Here is a 19,151-nt window from a genome sequence, read left to right on the forward strand (position 1 = left end):
AAACCTAAAGATATCCAGAATAAATTTTGGTTAGATAAAAAAATCTGCTAATTTACAAATAATTGATTAATTTTCCCAGATTTTCCTTTCAACCAACTAAGTAATTTAACTGCCTAGGTGCAGAAGGCAGAAGGTATAAGGTAGAAATATTTATATTTCCTACCTAATGCCATCGGAGTTTACAGCAATTTTCTGATAAATCAACCACAAGGTAGGGACAGACAGCCGTCCGCCCCTACGAAAGATTGTGGTTCAAATAGATGAAAAACGCTGTAAGGCTCCTTTGAAACAATGGCAATCTGTCTTAGGGTATTCCTGAAGCTGATTTTCAGGTGAGGTCAGAATCCCCTTTGAAAAGCCTTATATCTGTTGCCTTAGTTTTAACGCTGATCGCCATTCACGTTTCAGGGATTGTGGCAATGAATGAAATTTGGACAGTTTTAATTGTTTGGCTAGCAACGTCTGTCAGCTTGTTAATTATTAGCAAGTTGCCTTTAGGTGTAGAAATTGATACTCCCAATAAAGCCTTCTTATCAGCAGCCGTTCTTGGCATTGTCACGACATTAGTTAGACCAATTCTACGCCTGGTATTTGCAGTACCAAGTTTGCTTACCTTCAACTTACTATCCAGCTTGTTCACATTTATGATTGCCGTTGTTTGTTTTAGTATTGCAGCTTGGTTAGTAGAGGGGTTTCGCTTGCGTTTTGGTATTTGGAGTGCTGTATTAGGGGCGTTTGCACTCACCATTATCAACAATTTGATCTACCGATTATTAGGTGTTTAGGTGTCTAAATTTTCAATAAAAACCACTCCCAACTTCAAACTTCATAGTCTACAGTCGATAGTAAAAGTTATTACTATTGACTATTGACTATTAACTACTCATTAGCGCTGGGAGGTGCAACTGAAGTAGTTGATTGTTGTTTCCGCTGTTCGCGTTTTTTGCGATCGGCGGAGAGCATATCTGCCATAACTACTAGTGCTTGTGCTATTTTGTCTAGGTTAGAGCGATACAGATCCAAATCCTTACTCAGTTTCTCCTCAGAGAGATGTAAGCCGCTAGCAATATTTTTTAGAGCTTCGTTACGTTGTTTTTCGTCCTTTACTAATTCTGGATCTGACAGTTCTAATAACGAAAATAATCCAATTGCAAACAGGCGGCTGTATTTAAAGTTAGGATTGTTGGCGATCGCTTGTAGTTGTGCTTGCAAGTCAGCATCTCGATCTAAGTGAGTGGTTTGACTGAGCCACGCAATCAAATCATTGACTGGTAAACTTTTAGCTAACTCTCGCAATCTTTCAGCATCTTGCCTGTAGCGTTGCTCTTCTTGCTCTACAGCCTGACATAAGGCGCTAAAAATAGATTCTTTATCCCGTTCTGGTTGGTAGCCTTGCATAAAGCGGTCAAAGGTGGTGACGACGCCCAAGCCATAAATCGGATTGTAGCTAAAATCGACATTTACTGACAGCAGATGCATTTCCACCATCAACTCTTCTACTACCCGACGATAAATCGTGTTGATTGGACGGGTGTGAAGGGCGTAAAAAGTTCGCTTTGTATCAGAGACAGTACGGACGTTATTCACAAAGAAAATGTTAAGGGCGACGTATTTTTATTCTCTCGCTTAAAGGCTACTTTGCCAAGTTCGGGTTTCAACTTGTGATGGAGCGGTTTACAATAATTTCACTCAACTTCTAACTACCAAAGTCTGTGCTTTGTTGACAGACGCGATAAAACCTGTGCTGTAAATTTTAACCTGCCAGCCAAAAAATCTTTTTATCAAAAGCAATTAAATCAATTGTGCATCTAAATTTATGAGCTTATCCTCACAGTTAACAGTGCTAGGTGAATACCTAGCTGGTGAATTTGACAATCAGGAACAAGCTATAGCCGATCCTGCTTGGTACGTTCACCTGCGCCTCTGGCAAAGGCCAGTTAATTTGTTTTCAGAAGATAGTATTACTTTGTTTGCTGAACAAGCCAATATTATCAACCTAGATAATCCTTACCGCCAGCGAATTATGCGGTTAAAGCCAGGCGGTGACTTTGATCCACACCTGCAAGTGCAATACTATATGCCTAAAGATCCAGGCAGTTTAAAAGGTGCGGGTCGCAATCCAACTTTACTCGATACTTTAACATCCGATCAATTAGATTTATTACCAGGTTGCGTCCTCACCGTTACCCAGCAAACACTAGCGCCCAACTGCTATAAGTTTGTCGCGACTCCAGTAGCAAATACTAGTTGTCGCTTTACTTATCTAGGCAACAGCATACAAGTTTCTTTAGGCTTTGAAGCCTCTGCGGCACAATTTCACAGCTACGATAAAGGAATTGACACAGCAACTGGCAAAGCTACTTGGGGAGCGATTTTAGGACCTTACCGCTACAATAAGCGGAATCAATACTGAGTTATGAGTGCTGAGTACGAAGTTGTAGAAAAGAGCCATTTTCTATACTCTTCTCTTCTGTACCTTTTCTCAATTCTTCAACTCAGCAACGCCAGTAACTACAATTTTGCCAACAAAAGCAAAGCGCTGGCTTCTCAAAACTTAGAACTCAGCAGAGTTTTAGCTAGCGATGCTACGAGGCACACCTTCTAAAGCTTCCTCTTCAGTTTCAAAGATTTCAAATACTGTATCCATCATTGTAACTTCAAACACAAGTTTTGCTTCTGTATGTACATTACAAATCCGGAAGCTGCCCTTGAGTTTATCGGCGTCACGCATCCCGGCTACTAAAGAAGTAAGACCAGAACTATCAATAAAGTTTACCTGGCTAAGATTCACAACTACATGGCGACTGAGTTTGGAAATACATTCCTGTAACTTCAGGCGAAATTGCCAAGCAGTGGTGATATCCAAGCGCCCTGTTGGTGCCAAGACAATAACGGTATTACCATCTTGTGTGATGTGGGTTTTCTGCTCTATCTGAATCACTGAGCCTCCCTGCGGCAGTCCTGTCAAAGTTAACTACTGTATTTAAGACTGTTACTGGTGAGTCAAAAGACTTGCTTTTCTGAAAATCTGAACATTCCCGTAACTAGGAACTCCAGTGAGTTAGTAAATTAATTGACTCACCACTAACAGAACAATTTAGTGCTGATACTTGAGATTAACAAGCTACAGCTAAAAATGTCACCTTTTTTTACTAGGTGCTTTTCTTTAGTAGTTTAACTCACCTAAACAGAGCTGAGTGACCAGATAAGTGCTGAGTCAAGAAGAGGAGAAAATACAAGCAAACTACGGATATACAAAGATCTGAACTCAAACATTCCTGATTTTATAATTCGGGATTGTTTTGTGAGATTTTACTCAGAACTCAATACTTATCACCGATTATTCAGCACTATTCGTCGGTGTCCAATTTATCCAATCTTGAGGCTTCAAGAAAGTTTCATATAATTCGGCTTCTGGGGTATTAGCTGCTGGTTGATACCCGTACTCCCAACGTACCAAAGGTGGTAAGGACATGAGAATCGATTCTGTGCGTCCGTTGGTTTGGAGACCGAAAATTGTCCCGCGGTCGTAAACCAAGTTAAATTCTACGTACCTTCCGCGGCGATATAGTTGGAAATTCCGTTCGTGATCGCCATATTCAATGCCATTGCGCCGTTCGACAATCGGGAGGTAAGCTGGCAAAAAGGCTCGGCCGCAGCCTTGTACCAAGGCAAACAATTCTTCCCAAGTTCTTTGTGGTATTGTGCCTACCTGGTTACTATATTTAGCTGCTTCCCCATTCGGGTCAGGACCGCGATATAAAGCACCTTGACCATCTTGATAATCTAAAAATAGACCCCCAATTCCTCTTGTCTCACCGCGATGCTTGAGGTAGAAATATTCGTCACACCAGCGCTTGAAAACTGGGTAATACTCTGGATGATGTTGATCGCACGCCTGCTTCAGTGTTTGATGAAAATGCTGAGCATCTTCGGCAAAGGGGTAGTAAGGTGTTAAATCGGCACCACCACCAAACCACCAGACTGGACCAGCTTCAAAATAGCGGTAGTTCAAATGCACAGTTGGCACATAGGGGTTGCGCGGGTGTAACACTAAGGAAGTACCTGTGGCATAAAAACTATGTCCTGCCGCTTCTGGGCGTTGGGTTAAAATTGATGCTGGTAAATGGGAACCCCAAACTTCAGAAAAGTTTACACCAGCTTGTTCAAATATTGCGCCATCACGCAGAACACGCGATCGCCCTCCACCTCCTTCTGGCCGCTCCCAACTATCTTCATGAAACTTAGCAACACCATCCAAATCCACCAAGGCTTGAGTGATTTCGTCTTGTAACTGTTGCATAAACTGACTGACTCTTTGTTTAGCGTCAGTTGCTGGTAGAAACTTTGATGGGTCTACGGACAGAGTTGGGGTTTGCGAGTTGATCAACATAGATTCCCGAACCTAAATTACAATTTCCAAAAAATCAGAAATTTTCAATTAAAAATTTCTGACCAAACACGAGAGCAATTTTGCGTTTTTCTTACTTGTCAAGCATTTCTACGATTGATTAGCAAGACTAGAGTTATTTTCCCTCAAATGCGTATAGGCTTGTATATTGGACAAAGTTTTTTTTGAATTTTTTGATAGAAATATTCTGGTATTTAAACCAGACTCTGGCGAATTAGTTACAAGCACTCTCAACCTTGATGTTTCAAGGTTTTGACTGAACTGCTCAAAAATTGGACACCTAACCCAGCATGGTGTTCCACGAATCGGGGGTGTAAATTCCCAATAATCGTACTAGCGTTTGCACCGTATGGGGCTTGCTATAGTTAGGGCAATTTTGAGAAAGTTTGATTCGAGGGCTGAGTACAATTGCCCACCATGCCAGAGTTCCCAAAAAGTGTTTAGCTAGGAGGATTAGGCAAATGCGAGGTTGTTTATCCAAATTCATTCAGCGTAAACGTCGTCGATTTTGCGCTTCTCTGGTGCGAACATATCGAGAAATTAGTTCTGCTTCTGTAGATGAACTCTGGCAACAGGTGGTAGACTTCACAGACGTTTCTTGGCACCCACTACTCAAGAGTACTAATGTGCCTTACGGATTAGTACCCAAACCCGGATTAATTTTTCAAGCAGTGACGCGCTTTTCACCCATTCCCATTCGGATTTTTGTGGAGCGTGTGAATCCTCAAGAAATGCTCAGTATTAGAGTGCTAGCGATTCCTGGGATTGAGGAACGGGTAACTTACCGAGTAGAGTCAACTCTTTGCGGTACTTGTCTATCTTACTCTGTGACTCTCAAGGGTTGGTTGTCGCCTTTAATCTGGTCTTTGTCTCGTCCTTATGTTGATCGCGTGGCTCGTTCTTTAGTGGAAGCCGTAGAAAAAGCTGCATTGCAAGCAGTACCTAGCAAGAAAAAAAATCTCAATGACAGTTGTTTTGATTTCTAAAGATTGGGGATTGGGAATTACTTAAAGGCAGGACAAGAGAATAACTAATGACAAATAACTCTTGACTTTTGACGCTTGACTAATCAAAAATGACCAATCCCTGATTCCTCACGCCAGATAAAATTATATATGAAGATTATGTATTTTTTTTAAGTTTTATTACAGCGATCGCGGTGCAACGAAAGTATCCAGTTAGTAGTTAAGATACTTGCCGCAAATAGATTTTTTCTTTTTGAAATTTGAAATTTGAATTTTTATGTACGATGTCCTTGATTCCCGCTCGGTTCTAGAAGTGTTGCGACCAGTACAAGACCCAGAACTCCAGAAAAGCCTGGTAGAACTGAATATGATTCGCAACGTCAAAATTGATGGTGGCAAGGTTAGTTTCACTTTAGTGTTGACTACACCAGCCTGTCCTTTACGGGAGTTTATCGTTGAAGACTGTCAAAAGGCAGTGAAAAAGCTTCCAGGTGTAACAGATGTCAGCGTAGAAGTGACCGCCGAAACACCCAAGCAAAAAAGCTTACCCGATCGCACTGGCGTTACTGGGGTGAAAAATATTCTGGCGATTTCCAGTGGTAAAGGTGGCGTTGGTAAAAGTACAGTAGCTGTCAATGTAGCAGTTGCTCTAGCGCAGACAGGTGCAAAAGTTGGTTTACTTGATGCCGATATCTACGGCCCCAACGATCCCACCATGCTAGGACTGTCTGATGCCCAAATTACAGTGCGCCCTGGCGAAAAAGGTGAAATACTCGAACCTGCTTTTAATCACGGTGTGAAATTAGTCTCAATGGGCTTTTTAATCGACCGAGATCAACCAGTGATTTGGCGGGGGCCAATGTTAAATGGTGTAATTCGCCAATTTCTCTATCAAGTCGAATGGGGAGAATTGGACTATTTAATTGTAGATATGCCACCAGGAACGGGGGATGCCCAGTTAACTTTAACCCAAGCAGTACCAATGGCAGGGGCAGTAATTGTCACTACACCGCAAAATGTAGCTTTATTAGATTCTCGCAAGGGACTGCGGATGTTCCAGCAGATGAACGTTCCAGTGCTGGGAATAGTGGAAAATATGAGCTATTTTATTCCCCCGGATATGCCAGATAAACAGTACGATATCTTTGGTTCTGGTGGTGGTGAAAAAACTGCGGCTGAACTGGGAGTACCATTGTTGGGATGTGTACCCCTAGAGATTTCCACCAGAGTTGGTGGTGATAGTGGTATACCGATAGTCGTTGCCGAGCCAGATTCAGCTTCAGCCAAAGCATTAACTGCGATCGCCTTGGCGATTGCTGGTAAAGTATCAGTTGCAGCCTTGACATAAGAAATTTCAATTCTTTCTGGTTCCTGGGTCACAGCCTAGGAATACAGATTTTTAGTACTCACTAAACTTAAAATCTACAAGTTAAAGTCTAAACTCACACATGTTGTTAAAAAGTTCGCTCCCCAAAATTCGTTGGAAGAATTGGGTAAAACCTTGGCAGCAAGTAGATTGGTTACTATTTTGTTTGCCTATTGCTGTCAGTATCTTTGGCGGCATCATGATCTTAAGTACGGAACTTAAGCAGCCAGTCACTGACTGGTGGTGGCACTGGCTAGTAGCGAGTATAGGTGTGTTGATCGCATTGTTTCTAGCTCGCAGCCGTTACGAACATTTGATTCAATGGCATTGGGTAACATACGGACTGACAAACTTTAGCCTAATGGCCGTGATGATCGCTGGTACCAGCGCTAAAGGGGCACAACGATGGATTAATATTGCCGGTTTTAACGTCCAACCCTCAGAATTTGCCAAAGTGGGTATAATTATTACCCTTGCAGCTTTGTTACATAAACGCACAGCTTCTACCATCGAAAGCGTTTTTAGAGCTTTGGCAATCACTGCCATTCCCTGGGGATTAGTATTTTTGCAACCAGATTTGGCAACATCATTGGTATTTGGTGCGATCGTCTTAGGGATGCTTTACTGGGCAAATGCCAACCCAGGCTGGTTGATTCTGATGATTTCTCCTATAGTTGCCGCTATTTTATTTAGTATTTCTTGGCCGTTACCAGAACCCATCGTTTTGTTTAAAGAATTAACCTTCGGGCCATTAGGATTATTTTGGGCTGGAGCGATGGCTATTGTTGGTTGGCAGACTCTCCCCTGGCGAAAATTTGGTCTTGGGGCCATAGGCGCATGGAGTCTCAATATGCTGGGTGGTGAATTAGGTGTTTTTGCCTGGAATCATGTGCTCAAAGAATATCAAAAAGACAGGCTCAGCGTATTTATAAATCCCGAACATGACCCTTTAGGCGCTGGTTATCACCTTATCCAATCTCGGATTGCCATTGGTGCTGGTGAAATTTGGGGATGGGGGCTATTCAAGGGTCCGATGACCCAACTAAATTTTGTGCCCGAACAGCATACAGACTTTATTTTCTCTGCCGTTGGTGAAGAATTTGGTTTTGTTGGTTGTTTGGTGGTACTTTTTGTCTTCTGTTTAATTTGCCTCCGCCTACTGCATGTAGCTCAAACCGCCAAAGATAACTTTGGCTCGTTGTTGGCTATTGGTGTTTTGTCGATGATTGTATTTCAACTAATTATTAACGTTGGCATGACTGTGGGTTTAGCACCTGTAGCTGGAATTCCTCTACCTTGGATGAGTTACGGTCGTTCTGCCATGCTGACTAACTTCATTTCCTTAGGAATAGTAGAATCGGTAGCAAACTTTCGCCAACGGCAGAAGTATTATTCATGAGTCAAGAGTCTAGGGAAGCCACTGCGTCCTTGGGGTTTCACGTCACTTCCTACAACAGGAACCCCGCTCCCCAAGTTGAGCAGGTGGCGTTCAATGGACAAGAAACTATGGACTTTTGACTTTGGACTCCTGACAAGTATTAAGCTATATAACAGGAAATAAGCGAGGATAAAAATCATGATCCTGCCTGGAGCAACTGTTCGCGTTAAAAATCCCGCAGATATCTATTATCGCTATGAGGGACTCGTACAGCGGGTGAGTGATGGCAAGGTAGCCGTGCTATTTGAAGGTGGTAACTGGGATAAATTAATTACCTTTCGCTTGAGCGAATTGGAAACTGTAGAGACCACAGCCAAGAAAAAAGGTAAATAATTACTGGTCATTAGTCATTTGTCATTTGGCAAATACTAATGACTAATAACTAATGACCAATGACAAAAGACTACTATGCGCCTTCCTCTACCACAGTTTGCCACTGGCGATCGCCATCCTAACCATATTGCCGAGGTGATTGAAACTACTACTACGGAGTTTCTAGCACAGTGCTTGGAACCGGAAGACTTAAGTTTTCCCCCCATGCCTCCCTTTGGTAGCTGGGTTTGTTCTATCGATGAAGAATCGGGCAACCAAATTTATGCAGTGGTGTACTATGCCACAACAATGCCTATAGATTCCGTACACCGTGCAGTGGCCTTGGGGTTATCTTTGCAAGACTTGCGAGAGGAACAACCCCAGATATTTGCCATGCTCAAAACTGAATTTCGGGCCGCGATCGTGGGATTTGAACAGCCGTCTCATGCCCAAGGTTATAGCCAAAGAGTATATCAATATTTACCACCCCGTCCTCCGCAAATTCATCAAGCCGTTTATCGCTGCGACCCAGAAACAATTGTTAAATTTACTGAAGAATTAGATTTTTTGCAGACACTACTTTCTATTAAAGGAGCACCGATAGAGTCTTTAACGGCGGCTGCCATTCGAGAGGTTTATCAATTACGTAAAGCCGACCGCAAATGGCTAATCAAAGCCGGACGAACCCTGAGTTTGCTGTTGAAAGATGACTATGATCGCTTACGGTTTATTTTGAGTCAGGTTCACCCATAGGTGGTTTCTCAACAATTACCTAGCTAGTGTAAGTTAAGTTTTTTTAAGTTTTACTCAAGGTAACTTTTGCAGTTATATTGATCGGGCAATTGCCCTTAAGGTAATCGCAGCTTCACTATCGCCCTTTCAAGTTCTACCTATGGAACTCATTTCACAAGTTCTTGCACTGGAACCAACCTCCCAAGTTCTTGGCAAGGAACCAATTGTTCCCTTTGCTATTTTGCTGGTGGTTATCTTAGTGGTGCCGATTCTGTTCGAGCGACTCAGACTACCAGGATTAGTAGGTTTGGTTTTATCTGGGGTAGTACTTGGTCCCTCAGGCTGGAATTTATTCCAAACTGAATCAGAAAGCATGAACCTGCTAGCAGATATTGGGCTAGTTTACTTAATGTTCGTAGCAGGACTAGAAGTTGACTTAGAGCAGTTCTATCGTCAGAAAAATCGCTCCTTAGGTTTTGGTACCTTCACTTTTAGCCTCCCCCTAGTCATGGGAAGCTTGTTAGGGCAAATTTTTGGCTTTGGTTGGATAACATCAATATTAATTGGCTCATTGTTCGCCTCCCATACTCTCTTGGCATATCCAATTATTAATCGCCTAGGAGTTGTTAAAAATGAAGCCGTTACCGTTACTATTGGAGCCAAGGTTGTTACTGATATTGGCGCTCTGCTGATATTAACTGTGTGTGTAGCTTCCACTAATACCGGAGTATTTAGCTTAGCAAAGCTACTAACTTTGTTGGGTTGGTTAACTATTTACTCTGTTGCGGTTTTAGTCGGCTTTGATTGGGTTGGCAAAGAATTTTTTCGACGATCTGGAGGGGAAGAGGGCAACCAATTTTTATTTGTGCTGCTGACTGTGTTTCTAGCTGCTGTGGGCGCTCAATTAATTGGGGTAGAAAAAATTATTGGAGCCTTTTTAGCAGGTTTGGCCGTCAATGAAGTTTTGGGCGAAGGACCAGTCAAAGAAAAAGTGGTGTTTGTTGGCAGTGTGCTATTCATCCCTATTTTCTTTGTTAATTTTGGTTTGCTGATTGATGTACCCAGTTTTACCAAAAGCACTACTAATCTTCAATTGACGCTCCTGTTGGTGTTTGGTTTGATTGCCAGCAAATTTATTGCAGCTTTCTTAGCGAAACTGTTATACCGCTACAATTGGCAGGAAATGCTAACAATGTGGTCGCTATCAGTTCCCCAGGTGGGGACAACATTAGCAGCAACATTAGTCGGGTATCGAACTGGGTTATTGTCATCTGAAGTCTTAAATAGCATTATTGCTGTGATGCTCGTTACATCAACCTTGGGACCATTGCTTACTAGTCGGGTAGCTGTTGGGTTGGCTTCATCAGCCGCTACGGAGCCACCACCATCAACCCAACCGGAGCCAAAAATAGAAGAAATTAGCACCGCTTTCACTATAGTTGTACCCATCTACAATCCCCAAACTCAGCAGTATCTGATTGAACTGGCAACATTATTAGCACGCCAAGCAAATGGCAGAATTATACCTTTAGCGATCGCTACTGCTGCTGCGCATATGGATGCACCACAGTTAGAAGCATCTTTGCAGCGGAGTGAGCGATTATTGGCAAAAGCTACAGCACAAAGCCGAGTCTTGGGCGTGGGAGCAGAACCTTTACTACGCATTGATGATGCTTTTGCTCAAGGAATTAGCAGAGCAGCTCGCGAACAAAAGGCTAGTTTGATTGTTATGGGTTGGGGTAAACGCACTGGACTAAGAGCGCGTTTATTTGGTAACGTCATTGATAACGTTCTTTGGGCATCCCACTGTCCTGTAGCGGTTACCCGTTTAGTAGATGCTCCTAAGAAAATCCAACGGATCTTAGTTCCCATAGAAAACTTAATGGCACCAACGTTGCAGCCTGTGCATTTTGCGCAAATGTTGGCAGATGCCAATCAAGCTCAAGTGACTGTCCTGAATGTCTGCGAGCGACGTACCAGTTCTAGTAAAATTGCGACTCGGCGATCGCATCTTGCTCTAGTAGTGTCTAAATTGGCTTTGCCAAATCCACCAGAAATTCAAATAATCGCCCATGAAAATGTAGCCCAAGCGATTTTACAGGCAGCACGATTATATGATTTAGTTGTATTACCTTTTATACGCAATCGTACCAGTCCAGGTGGTTTAGCTATTAGTGATGTTACAACTCAGTTGGCTAGTCAACTCACCTGCTCTATTGTCATGCTTGGGGAACCACAGCGCACGCAAACAGTAGTTCTTCCGACAGGAGTTCCTAATACCACATCTACTATGTAAAATTACTTAAATAGCGAAAGTTTATTAATTTATCACTATCCTTTGCCTATCTTTAGATATATTGCCAAATAACCTTTCTTCTGGACCATAAGAAGTGACAGATTGAATTCTAAAAATACTTAATATTGTTGAAGATTTGATGAATTCTAGGCTCTGAAGCTACAATCTTCAAACGATGTTTGTTATTTTGCTAATGGAATTGTTCAAAAATTGAAACAACCTGTAACAAAATTATACCCGTAGGAAACTTGGTAAATCTAACAACATCTGTTTAGATAAACATATTCTTCTGGAATATTTTTTTACCTAAATTAGGTAATCAAAAAATACGCACGAGAGCTACTAACAAGATCTGTAATTATCTGGGAAAGTATGAGAATTTTAGTGACAGGCGGTGCCGGGTTTCTTGGTTCCCATCTGATCGACCGACTAATAGGTGATGGGCATGAAATTATTTGCTTAGATAATTTCTACACAGGTAACAAGCGCAACATTCTTAAATGGATGGATCATCCATACTTTGAACTCATCCGCCACGACATCACCGAACCTATTAGGTTAGAAGTGGATCAAATTTATCATTTGGCTTGTCCTGCATCTCCAGTACATTATCAGTACAATCCCGTCAAAACTGTGAAAACTAATGTGATGGGGACGCTAAACATGTTGGGACTGGCTAAACGTGTGAAAGCTAGATTTTTCTTAGCATCAACTAGTGAAGTGTACGGCGATCCAGAAGTTCATCCCCAAACTGAAGAGTATAGAGGTAGCGTTAATCCAATTGGACTGCGTTCATGCTACGACGAAGGCAAACGCATTGCTGAGACTTTAGCTTTTGATTATTACAGACAAAATAAAGTTGATATTCGAGTTGTACGGATTTTTAATACTTATGGCCCTCGGATGTTGGAAAACGATGGTCGCGTAGTCAGCAACTTTATAGTTCAAGCTCTACGGGGTGAACCTTTAACAGTTTACGGTGATGGTTCGCAAACCCGTAGTTTTTGCTACGTCTCTGACTTAGTGGAAGGATTTATCCGGCTAATGAATAGCGACTATGTTGGTCCTGTGAATCTGGGAAATCCTGATGAATACACGATTTTGGAATTGGCACAGGCAGTGCAAAACCAGATCAACCCAGATGCCAAGATAAAATTTGAGCCACTACCTTCTGATGATCCACGCCGTCGCCGTCCAGATATCACAAAGGCCAAAACCTTGTTAAATTGGGAACCTACCGTTCCGCTTGAACAAGGGTTAAAACTGACAATAGAAGATTTCCGCAATCGGATCAAAACTGATACAAAGCAGCTAGTTTTCTGATCGATGTCGAGCATCGCTCGGAACTTTCGTGCAGGCTTACTTATACGTAGTTTTAAACGTGTAGTATTTTACCTGTACATAAGTATTATGCTGAAAACTTCCGATATAAAAAAGAAACAGAAAAAATGAGGAGTTAAACGGAATGCGTGTTTGCGTAATTGGTACTGGCTACGTTGGTTTGGTTACAGGCGCTTGCTTAGCTCACATCGGACACGATGTTATTTGTGTAGATAATAACGAAGAAAAAGTCAAGTTAATGAAGTCTGGGCAGTCACCAATTTTCGAGCCGGGACTCTCGGAAATTATGCAAACTGCCATTCATGCAGGGAAAATCGAATTTACCACAGATCTGGCTGCTGGAGTCGCTCACGGAGAAATTCTCTTTATCGCTGTGGGAACACCACCTTTACCAACAGGTGAAAGTGATACACGTTATGTGGAAGCTGTAGCCCGTGGTATTGGGAACCATCTCAACGGTGGTTATAAGGTAATCATCAATAAATCTACGGTGCCTATCGGCTCTGGTGACTGGGTAAGAATGATTGTTTTGGATGGCATTGCTGAACGCCAAAAAACACTAGTACCAGCAGGTGGAGTTGCAATTGAGGATAAATTGCCAGAGATTGCATCTCACTTTGATGTAGTCAGCAATCCAGAGTTTTTACGCGAAGGATCAGCAGTATACGACACTTTTAACCCCGATCGCATTGTCTTGGGAGGTAATAGCCAAAAAGCGATCGCTTTAATGAAAGAACTGTATACTCCCATCGTGGAACGCCAGTACGCTGAGGATAAATCTTTACCGCCCGTGCCAGTGCTGGTAACAGATCTTAGTTCAGCAGAAATGATTAAATATGCTGCTAATGCCTTTTTAGCAACCAAAATTAGTTTTATTAACGAAGTTGCTAACATTTGTGATCGCGTTGGTGCTGATGTTACTCAAGTAGCAAAAGGCATTGGTTTAGACTCTCGCATTGGTAAAAAGTTCTTACAAGCTGGTATTGGTTGGGGTGGTTCCTGCTTCCCCAAAGATGTAGCAGCTCTGATTCACACTGCTGATGACTATGGCTATGAAGCCCAGTTGCTGAAATCTGCTGTCAGCGTCAATGAACGCCAACGGCTGATTGCTCTAGAAAAACTCCAGCAAGTCTTAAAAATCCTCAAAGGCAAAACAGTAGGTCTACTTGGTCTAACCTTTAAGCCAGATACCGACGATTTACGCGATGCTCCAGCACTTAACCTGATTGAACAGCTAAACCGATTGGGAGCCAAAGTTAAAGCCTACGACCCGATTGTCTCTCAAACTGGTCTACGTCATGGTCTTTCCGGCGTGCTGGTGGAAACTGATGCTGAAAGATTAGCCGACGGCTGCGATGCTTTAGTACTGGTAACTGAATGGCAGCAGTTTAACACTCTGGACTACGTGAAGATGGCAACGCTGATGAATCACCCAGTGATTATTGATGGTCGTAACTTCCTGAATCCTGAAACCTTAGTAAGGGCTGGTTTCCAATATGTAGGTATTGGTCGATAGAAAATATTTTGTTAATTTCAAAATTCTATTAACTCATCCCTCAGACTTCAGTCGGGGGATTTTTTGTTAGTAGTCACTGGCAAAGATTAGACTACCGCCCACAAAGGATGGGATTATCAAATGAGTAAAAAACAACTGACGTTGGGTGACGCTCGATAACCCGCTAACGCTGCGCTATCGTCTCCCCCTGGGAGAAGACTTGCTAACGCTAACGTCAGTTGCTTATGGGGGAGAGCACGCCACTTGACGGCAGTTGCTAAGTACCTAAACAAAAATATTTATAGTCATTGCGAGGGGAGCGTAGACGCGAAGCGCAAAAAAATTTGCTCCTGACGGCAACGCAGTAACTATCCCTTTCACCCTTAGAACGAGTTTTGGCTTCCCACTGCGATTTGGGGATTATAAAGCAGTCCAGAAGACTCTAGGCAGCTTTTAATTTATTTTATAGTTATCAAGAACTACTAGGTATACGCTCAATCTCAGCATATCCACTAAAAATTAACTTTTGACCTTCAGTTTCTAAACGGTTGAGTCGCATTTTCACCCCATCTAGATCAAAGCGATCCAAATCGACCATATTATCTAAAATTTCTACCAGTGCTAAACTCAGGGTTCGCGATATTTCCCGTTGTGCTTCTGGTACAAGGTCAAGTTCAATTTGAGGATTTTGGAAAGAAACTCGTCTTCGCCGTTCCACAGCTAGGCTGACAGTCATATTCAGGGGTACGAGTTCGCCATTATCTAAATCAGCCTTTGCCAAAATCCGCAAGCGATTTTCTGGCAATAGTTGTACCTGAATCTCAGGAAAAGATACTGGTTTTCCACCAGATAGCGCCGTTAAGGTAGGCAAATTCAGGTTAACAAGACGCTTTCTGACCAGTTCGGCATTAAAAGCCTGATTGATACCTGCTTCTGATAAGATTACTTGGGCGATCGCTTGGGTGGGTTGTTTGAGAGTTAATTTGCCACTTAAAACCGAGCCGAAATCAATGGCAACTGCATCCGTTTCAAAGGACATTTCCTCTACCGCAAAATCTCTACGGATGACTAAGCCACGTCCACTCATCTTGAAACTATCAATGCTGCCTTGCAACAGTTTGCTGGAGGGATAGCAGCGCACAAAGACTTCTACTGACTCGCTTTGGGTAAACAGGTGGCGAATCGTTTGGCTGGCGACTGTGTTGAGCATCCGCTCTCCCCAATCTGTGCCTTTAGAATCTGTTAAACCAGTAAGTCCGCCGAACATGAGGTTTTGGGTCTCTAGAAGTTCTTTGTACTTTTGTAACAAAATGTGAACAATACAGCAAGCGATCCCTGATTAATTGTGCTGATAGGTAGCAGTAAAATAACTGATGACTAATAAATAAGTGTGTCTGATGATACTTTTTAGTTGAAATCAGTGAGTAATTAATCTGTAATTAATCTATTTATAAGCAATGGGGGTAGAAAGTAATCCAGGCTTGAAGAAAAGACTTTTAATTCAAAATGGAATCGCATTAGCTGAACATCCTTAGGCAAACTCCAGATATGGCGCTAAAAGTGTCTCCTGAAGATGAGCGATCGCATTTTTCAAGAGTGGGCAAAATTTACCCTACAACACCTCTAACTCATTTAAGTTTCTCATCAACTGGAATAAAAAACTTAAAAAATTTAAATCTTATATTTAGTTACTGCTTCTGACTTTTTTCCTGAAGGAGCGATCGCCAATCAGCAATTGCTTTTTCTGTCCACAACCAATTATTACTTAATTTATCTACCTGGAAATTTACAGGATCATCCTTGATCACCATTTGACGCAATTTGATCGCTTCACTTAGATATTGAGATTGTTTATCACTTGGTTGATTATATGCAGATTTATACAATCCTAGAGCCAATCCAGCATAGGAAGTTAAAGCATCCTTAGGTATTGTAGTTGCTTTTATTGCTACTTGTGTAGTACTAGCAAGGTTTTGTTGTTTCAAAGCTAAGTTCAAAGCCTTAAACCAAGAGTCATTAGCTCGATTTAAATTTTCTTCGGCATAGTAAGCAAATCCCAAGGCATTATTGTACAAAAACGAATCTGGGTCAGCTTTTACAGCAGTTTCCCAGTAACGGCGAGCATCATCAATACTATATTTTTTATCTTTAATTTGGACGAACTGCCAAGCTAATCTTCCTTTAAAAAAGTTGACAGCGGGATTATTAGCTTGCTTTTGCGGCACAAGATTTAGGGCCGTTTGAGCAGGAGGAAGTGCGCCACGGTTAAGTAGTTCTTCCACAGCCTCAAGTCCACCCTGCAAGTCACCTTGGCTCAATTTTTCAGTAGCAGTAGCGGTGATAATTCCAGTTGCAGCCGTCTTTAAATCGATGGGAGGGGAATTTTCGGCTGTGAGTGACTGGGTAGGAATTGCTGGGATGTCAGGTAACTTTGAAACTTGGTGGTTTTGCCACCAACTCAAACCAACAAAAACTGCGATCGCACTTGCTCCCACCATACCGACAATCGGCCAGATTTTGCGTCGGTGGTTTCGTTTTGAAGAGACTTGTTGTGCATTTCCAAAAGAGGAATTATGCCAATCACCTGCAAAATTAGTAGAAGTTTCAGTTGATGCAACCGGATCTTCTTCCCAAAAGCTGGCTTCTTGATCCGGTACAGTCATCTCCTGAGAAACTTGTCTTGACCGCAGATTATTTTCATTTACTTGTTGCACAAGTTCTGCATTCATAGAAGATTGCTCAGAAGTTCCTGTTTGTTTATCTAGCTGGCGAAACAAATCTGAAACAAGAGCTGAATCTTCTGCGTAGGTTGGGTCATCATACTCAATTTCATCCACGAGATCGCCCCAAGTCTCTTCTCCTAGCCAGTCCAGCCCCGAAGATTCACGCGCTAAACCAGAAGGAATCATATCTTCTATAGCCGAAGGCATATCAGTTTCATCTGCCACAGCAGAGTACATCGCAGTTTGATTTGACCTTGAGGCTGGATTGTACTCATTCAATAGTTCTGCACTTTCAGGAATTTCTGGGCTGAGAAATCCGTCAAATTCTGGTTGCAGATAGAGAGTTGGTAACGCCCAGTACATCTGGTGCGAACCATAGGCAGAAATTAAACCCTGGCGCACCCGACTTACGCACAAATCCACAGGATAGCCCTGATTCAGGTTGCGGTAAAACAGTTGTGTGAGCGTCAGCGCTACTTCATCAGGAATTCGCTCTGACATGGCTAACACGCTCCTCAGTCCGCGTTTCACCAAGCTTTCTGTAAGGTTACGTTCTCCTGTTTCTTCAGTAGTATCAGAGTTAGCTCTGTATGCTCCCAAACAGGAGTTAAACACAGCCATTTGGATATTATTGTTGACGAGCAAGCCCGCCAGATCGTCCCCACTTAAGGTTTCTGTTAAGCCAGTTCTGCTACTGACCAGATAAATTTCACCGCCGTTGACACCTAGGTTGCTATGACCGGAATAGTGCAGGACATGGTATCGTCCTTGCTCCAAAGCTTGCGTCAATTCTTCCCGCCCCGGTTGATCTAGCAACGTGAGTTCTATGTCTGGAACATAATTGCCACTTTCAGCAACTCGCGGTACATGACGGTTAAGCTCAGCTTGGAGTTTGATGGCCTCATGTTTGAGTAGATCGAGACGGGCTTGATCTGTAGGAGATGCTATCACCATCAATACTTTCACACCACCTTCTTCTAGGGGTTGTGGTATGTTTTTCGATGGCAAACGAGAAGCTGGCAAAATTCCAGTTTGGTAGCGAGAAAAAGCGACATAAGGTCCGGTGGCTAAAGGACGATCCCCTGCGTGCATTACTTCCCAAGGCAGACGAGCTAACCTAGTGTCTTTTAGCCCTAAGCGTAAACGCAATACCTGTTGGTGGTTCTGGGCAATACCCTGTGCCGTAATCCAACTATCTCTGAGAGTGCCTTGAAACAGTGCATTATAAAATTGCTGACCCAACGCCACTAGGTTTACAGAGTTCCTTGCAAACGCATCCCCTTGCAACACTGACTTCAACGGGTCATTCATCAGATGCCCCGCAGCCGCTAACCAATCAGCTACAGGCCAAGTCACCAGTTCTTCTGCCAATGGCACCCCAGGCGCGACTTGTTCCGTCCGCACCAAGTAGTCATTTTGCCCTACTGGGGTTACGGAAATGTGAAATTCCTGGGTCACAACTTCTCCTATTCGCCTCCTAAATCTGGATTGAAACGCGAAAGTTTCAAGTCGATTTTTCGCTTCTTCTGATACCTTAGATGCATCTTGCCACTGAATGTTTCTGAATTCTCCTTATTTTACGTTTTCAGCTTTTATAACTTTATCCGGATTGGTAGGTATTGGACTAGAACACTTTATTGGTAGATGCACCTTGATCTTCGACTCCCCTGGTTGGCGAATGCCTACTTGGGGATTTTTTTATGTTGGCAAATAGCAATAAACTCCAACGCAGTTATTCTCAAGCCAGGTATATGGTTCAACGCCCCTTCTTTGTGTCATTGCCAGCTAGAATCCACTAAATTTTGTTTGACACAGAACTAAAATACACATTTTAGTAAATTTATCCGGAGCATGGGGGTTCACCTGAGAACAATTAAATGGTAGATGCACCCTGATAACTAACTCCCCTGGTGGGCTAACGCCTACTGGGGGCTTTTTTATGCTTGGTAAACCAGAGCAAACTCAATACTTGTGGAATTTTATCCGGATGATGGTAGTTATCTAAAGAACAGTTAAATGGTAGATGCACCCTGATAACTAACTCCCCTAGTTGGCTCAAACCCACTGGGGGA

General features: G+C 42.6%; 16 protein-coding genes. 11 read left to right on the forward strand and 5 right to left on the reverse strand.

Annotated elements, in window-relative coordinates:
* The first annotated feature begins 419 nt into the window (after positions 1-419).
* Complete coding sequence (locus BV372_RS23650; protein ID WP_086688943.1) at positions 420-785, forward strand: phage holin family protein; 366 nt, start codon at positions 420-422, stop codon at positions 783-785.
* 94 nt (positions 786-879) lie between these two features.
* Here the strand turns inward: BV372_RS23650 and psb29 are convergent, their stop codons facing one another.
* The gene (gene psb29, locus BV372_RS23655; RefSeq protein WP_086688944.1) at positions 880-1,587 is read right to left on the reverse strand and encodes a photosystem II biogenesis protein Psp29; all 708 of its coding nucleotides are present in this window, start codon (positions 1,585-1,587) and stop codon (positions 880-882) included.
* A gap of 229 nt (positions 1,588-1,816) precedes the next feature.
* On the opposite strand from psb29, the gene BV372_RS23660 reads away from it, so the two are divergent.
* On the forward strand, positions 1,817-2,413 hold the full coding sequence (locus tag BV372_RS23660; RefSeq protein ID WP_086688945.1) for a chromophore lyase CpcT/CpeT: 597 nt from the start codon (positions 1,817-1,819) through the stop codon (positions 2,411-2,413).
* 159 nt (positions 2,414-2,572) lie between these two features.
* Here BV372_RS23660 and BV372_RS23665 read toward each other — a convergent pair whose 3' ends face one another.
* Both BV372_RS23665 and hemF read right to left on the reverse strand, forming a co-directional pair.
* Positions 2,573-2,941 (reverse strand): STAS domain-containing protein, encoded by a 369-nt coding sequence (locus tag BV372_RS23665; RefSeq protein WP_086688946.1) that lies wholly within the window; start codon positions 2,939-2,941, stop codon positions 2,573-2,575.
* Positions 2,942-3,340: 399 nt separating this feature from the next.
* Positions 3,341-4,393 (reverse strand): oxygen-dependent coproporphyrinogen oxidase, encoded by a 1,053-nt coding sequence (gene hemF, locus BV372_RS23670; protein ID WP_086688947.1) that lies wholly within the window; start codon positions 4,391-4,393, stop codon positions 3,341-3,343.
* A gap of 479 nt (positions 4,394-4,872) precedes the next feature.
* On the opposite strand from hemF, the gene BV372_RS23675 reads away from it, so the two are divergent.
* The 9 genes from BV372_RS23675 to BV372_RS23710 all read left to right on the forward strand — a co-directional run bounded on the left by BV372_RS23675 (position 4,873) and on the right by BV372_RS23710 (position 14,377).
* Positions 4,873-5,397, forward strand: a complete 525-nt coding sequence (locus BV372_RS23675) for a polyketide cyclase / dehydrase and lipid transport (RefSeq protein WP_086688948.1) — start codon at positions 4,873-4,875, stop codon at positions 5,395-5,397.
* Positions 5,398-5,653: 256 nt separating this feature from the next.
* Positions 5,654-6,724 carry an Mrp/NBP35 family ATP-binding protein gene (locus tag BV372_RS23680; protein ID WP_086688949.1) on the forward strand — a complete coding sequence of 357 codons (1,071 nt, stop codon included), beginning with the start codon at positions 5,654-5,656 and terminating at the stop codon, positions 6,722-6,724.
* Between the two features lie 100 nt (positions 6,725-6,824).
* A complete protein-coding gene (rodA, locus tag BV372_RS23685; RefSeq protein WP_086688950.1) occupies positions 6,825-8,141 on the forward strand; it encodes a rod shape-determining protein RodA in 1,317 nt (438 codons plus the stop codon).
* Complete coding sequence (locus BV372_RS37835; RefSeq protein WP_256973418.1) at positions 8,138-8,260, forward strand: hypothetical protein; 123 nt, start codon at positions 8,138-8,140, stop codon at positions 8,258-8,260. Before rodA ends, BV372_RS37835 begins: the two co-directional genes overlap by 4 nt.
* Before the next feature lie 58 nt (positions 8,261-8,318).
* Positions 8,319-8,513: an NAD(P)H dehydrogenase subunit NdhS gene (locus tag BV372_RS23690; protein ID WP_086688951.1), complete on the forward strand. Its 195-nt coding sequence runs from the start codon at positions 8,319-8,321 to the stop codon at positions 8,511-8,513.
* Positions 8,514-8,588: 75 nt separating this feature from the next.
* Complete coding sequence (locus BV372_RS23695; RefSeq protein WP_086688952.1) at positions 8,589-9,245, forward strand: HAS-barrel domain-containing protein; 657 nt, start codon at positions 8,589-8,591, stop codon at positions 9,243-9,245.
* Positions 9,246-9,384: 139 nt separating this feature from the next.
* Complete coding sequence (locus BV372_RS23700; RefSeq protein WP_086688953.1) at positions 9,385-11,520, forward strand: cation:proton antiporter; 2,136 nt, start codon at positions 9,385-9,387, stop codon at positions 11,518-11,520.
* 372 nt (positions 11,521-11,892) lie between these two features.
* Entirely contained in the window at positions 11,893-12,843 is a 951-nt protein-coding gene (locus tag BV372_RS23705; protein ID WP_086688954.1) for a UDP-glucuronic acid decarboxylase family protein, read from the forward strand.
* Positions 12,844-12,985: 142 nt separating this feature from the next.
* Positions 12,986-14,377, forward strand: a complete 1,392-nt coding sequence (locus BV372_RS23710; RefSeq protein ID WP_086688955.1) for a UDP-glucose/GDP-mannose dehydrogenase family protein — start codon at positions 12,986-12,988, stop codon at positions 14,375-14,377.
* Positions 14,378-14,828: 451 nt separating this feature from the next.
* Here the strand turns inward: BV372_RS23710 and BV372_RS23715 are convergent, their stop codons facing one another.
* Both BV372_RS23715 and hetF read right to left on the reverse strand, forming a co-directional pair.
* On the reverse strand, positions 14,829-15,623 hold the full coding sequence (locus tag BV372_RS23715; protein ID WP_179198205.1) for a DUF2993 domain-containing protein: 795 nt from the start codon (positions 15,621-15,623) through the stop codon (positions 14,829-14,831).
* A gap of 421 nt (positions 15,624-16,044) precedes the next feature.
* Positions 16,045-18,537, reverse strand: a complete 2,493-nt coding sequence (gene hetF / locus BV372_RS23720) for a cell division protein HetF (RefSeq protein ID WP_086688957.1) — start codon at positions 18,535-18,537, stop codon at positions 16,045-16,047.
* Positions 18,538-19,151 lie beyond the last annotated feature (614 nt).

Source organism: Nostoc sp. T09 (assembly GCF_002154695.1).
Classification (GTDB): domain Bacteria; phylum Cyanobacteriota; class Cyanobacteriia; order Cyanobacteriales; family Nostocaceae; genus Aulosira.

Bases quoted from the DNA above. Each gene is read 5' to 3' on its own strand.
- BV372_RS23650 (WP_086688943.1), top strand. From the start codon at position 420: ATGAATGAAATTTGGACAGTTTTAATTGTTTGGCTAGCAACGTCTGTC.
- BV372_RS23660 (WP_086688945.1), top strand. From the start codon at position 1,817: ATGAGCTTATCCTCACAGTTAACAGTGCTAGGTGAATACCTAGCTGGT.
- hemF (WP_086688947.1), bottom strand. From the start codon at position 4,393: ATGTTGATCAACTCGCAAACCCCAACTCTGTCCGTAGACCCATCAAAG.
- BV372_RS23675 (WP_086688948.1), top strand. From the start codon at position 4,873: ATGCGAGGTTGTTTATCCAAATTCATTCAGCGTAAACGTCGTCGATTT.
- BV372_RS23680 (WP_086688949.1), top strand. From the start codon at position 5,654: ATGTACGATGTCCTTGATTCCCGCTCGGTTCTAGAAGTGTTGCGACCA.
- rodA (WP_086688950.1), top strand. From the start codon at position 6,825: ATGTTGTTAAAAAGTTCGCTCCCCAAAATTCGTTGGAAGAATTGGGTA.
- BV372_RS37835 (WP_256973418.1), top strand. From the start codon at position 8,138: ATGAGTCAAGAGTCTAGGGAAGCCACTGCGTCCTTGGGGTTTCACGTC.
- BV372_RS23690 (WP_086688951.1), top strand. From the start codon at position 8,319: ATGATCCTGCCTGGAGCAACTGTTCGCGTTAAAAATCCCGCAGATATC.
- BV372_RS23695 (WP_086688952.1), top strand. From the start codon at position 8,589: ATGCGCCTTCCTCTACCACAGTTTGCCACTGGCGATCGCCATCCTAAC.
- BV372_RS23700 (WP_086688953.1), top strand. From the start codon at position 9,385: ATGGAACTCATTTCACAAGTTCTTGCACTGGAACCAACCTCCCAAGTT.
- BV372_RS23705 (WP_086688954.1), top strand. From the start codon at position 11,893: ATGAGAATTTTAGTGACAGGCGGTGCCGGGTTTCTTGGTTCCCATCTG.
- BV372_RS23710 (WP_086688955.1), top strand. From the start codon at position 12,986: ATGCGTGTTTGCGTAATTGGTACTGGCTACGTTGGTTTGGTTACAGGC.
- BV372_RS23715 (WP_179198205.1), bottom strand. From the start codon at position 15,623: ATGTTCGGCGGACTTACTGGTTTAACAGATTCTAAAGGCACAGATTGG.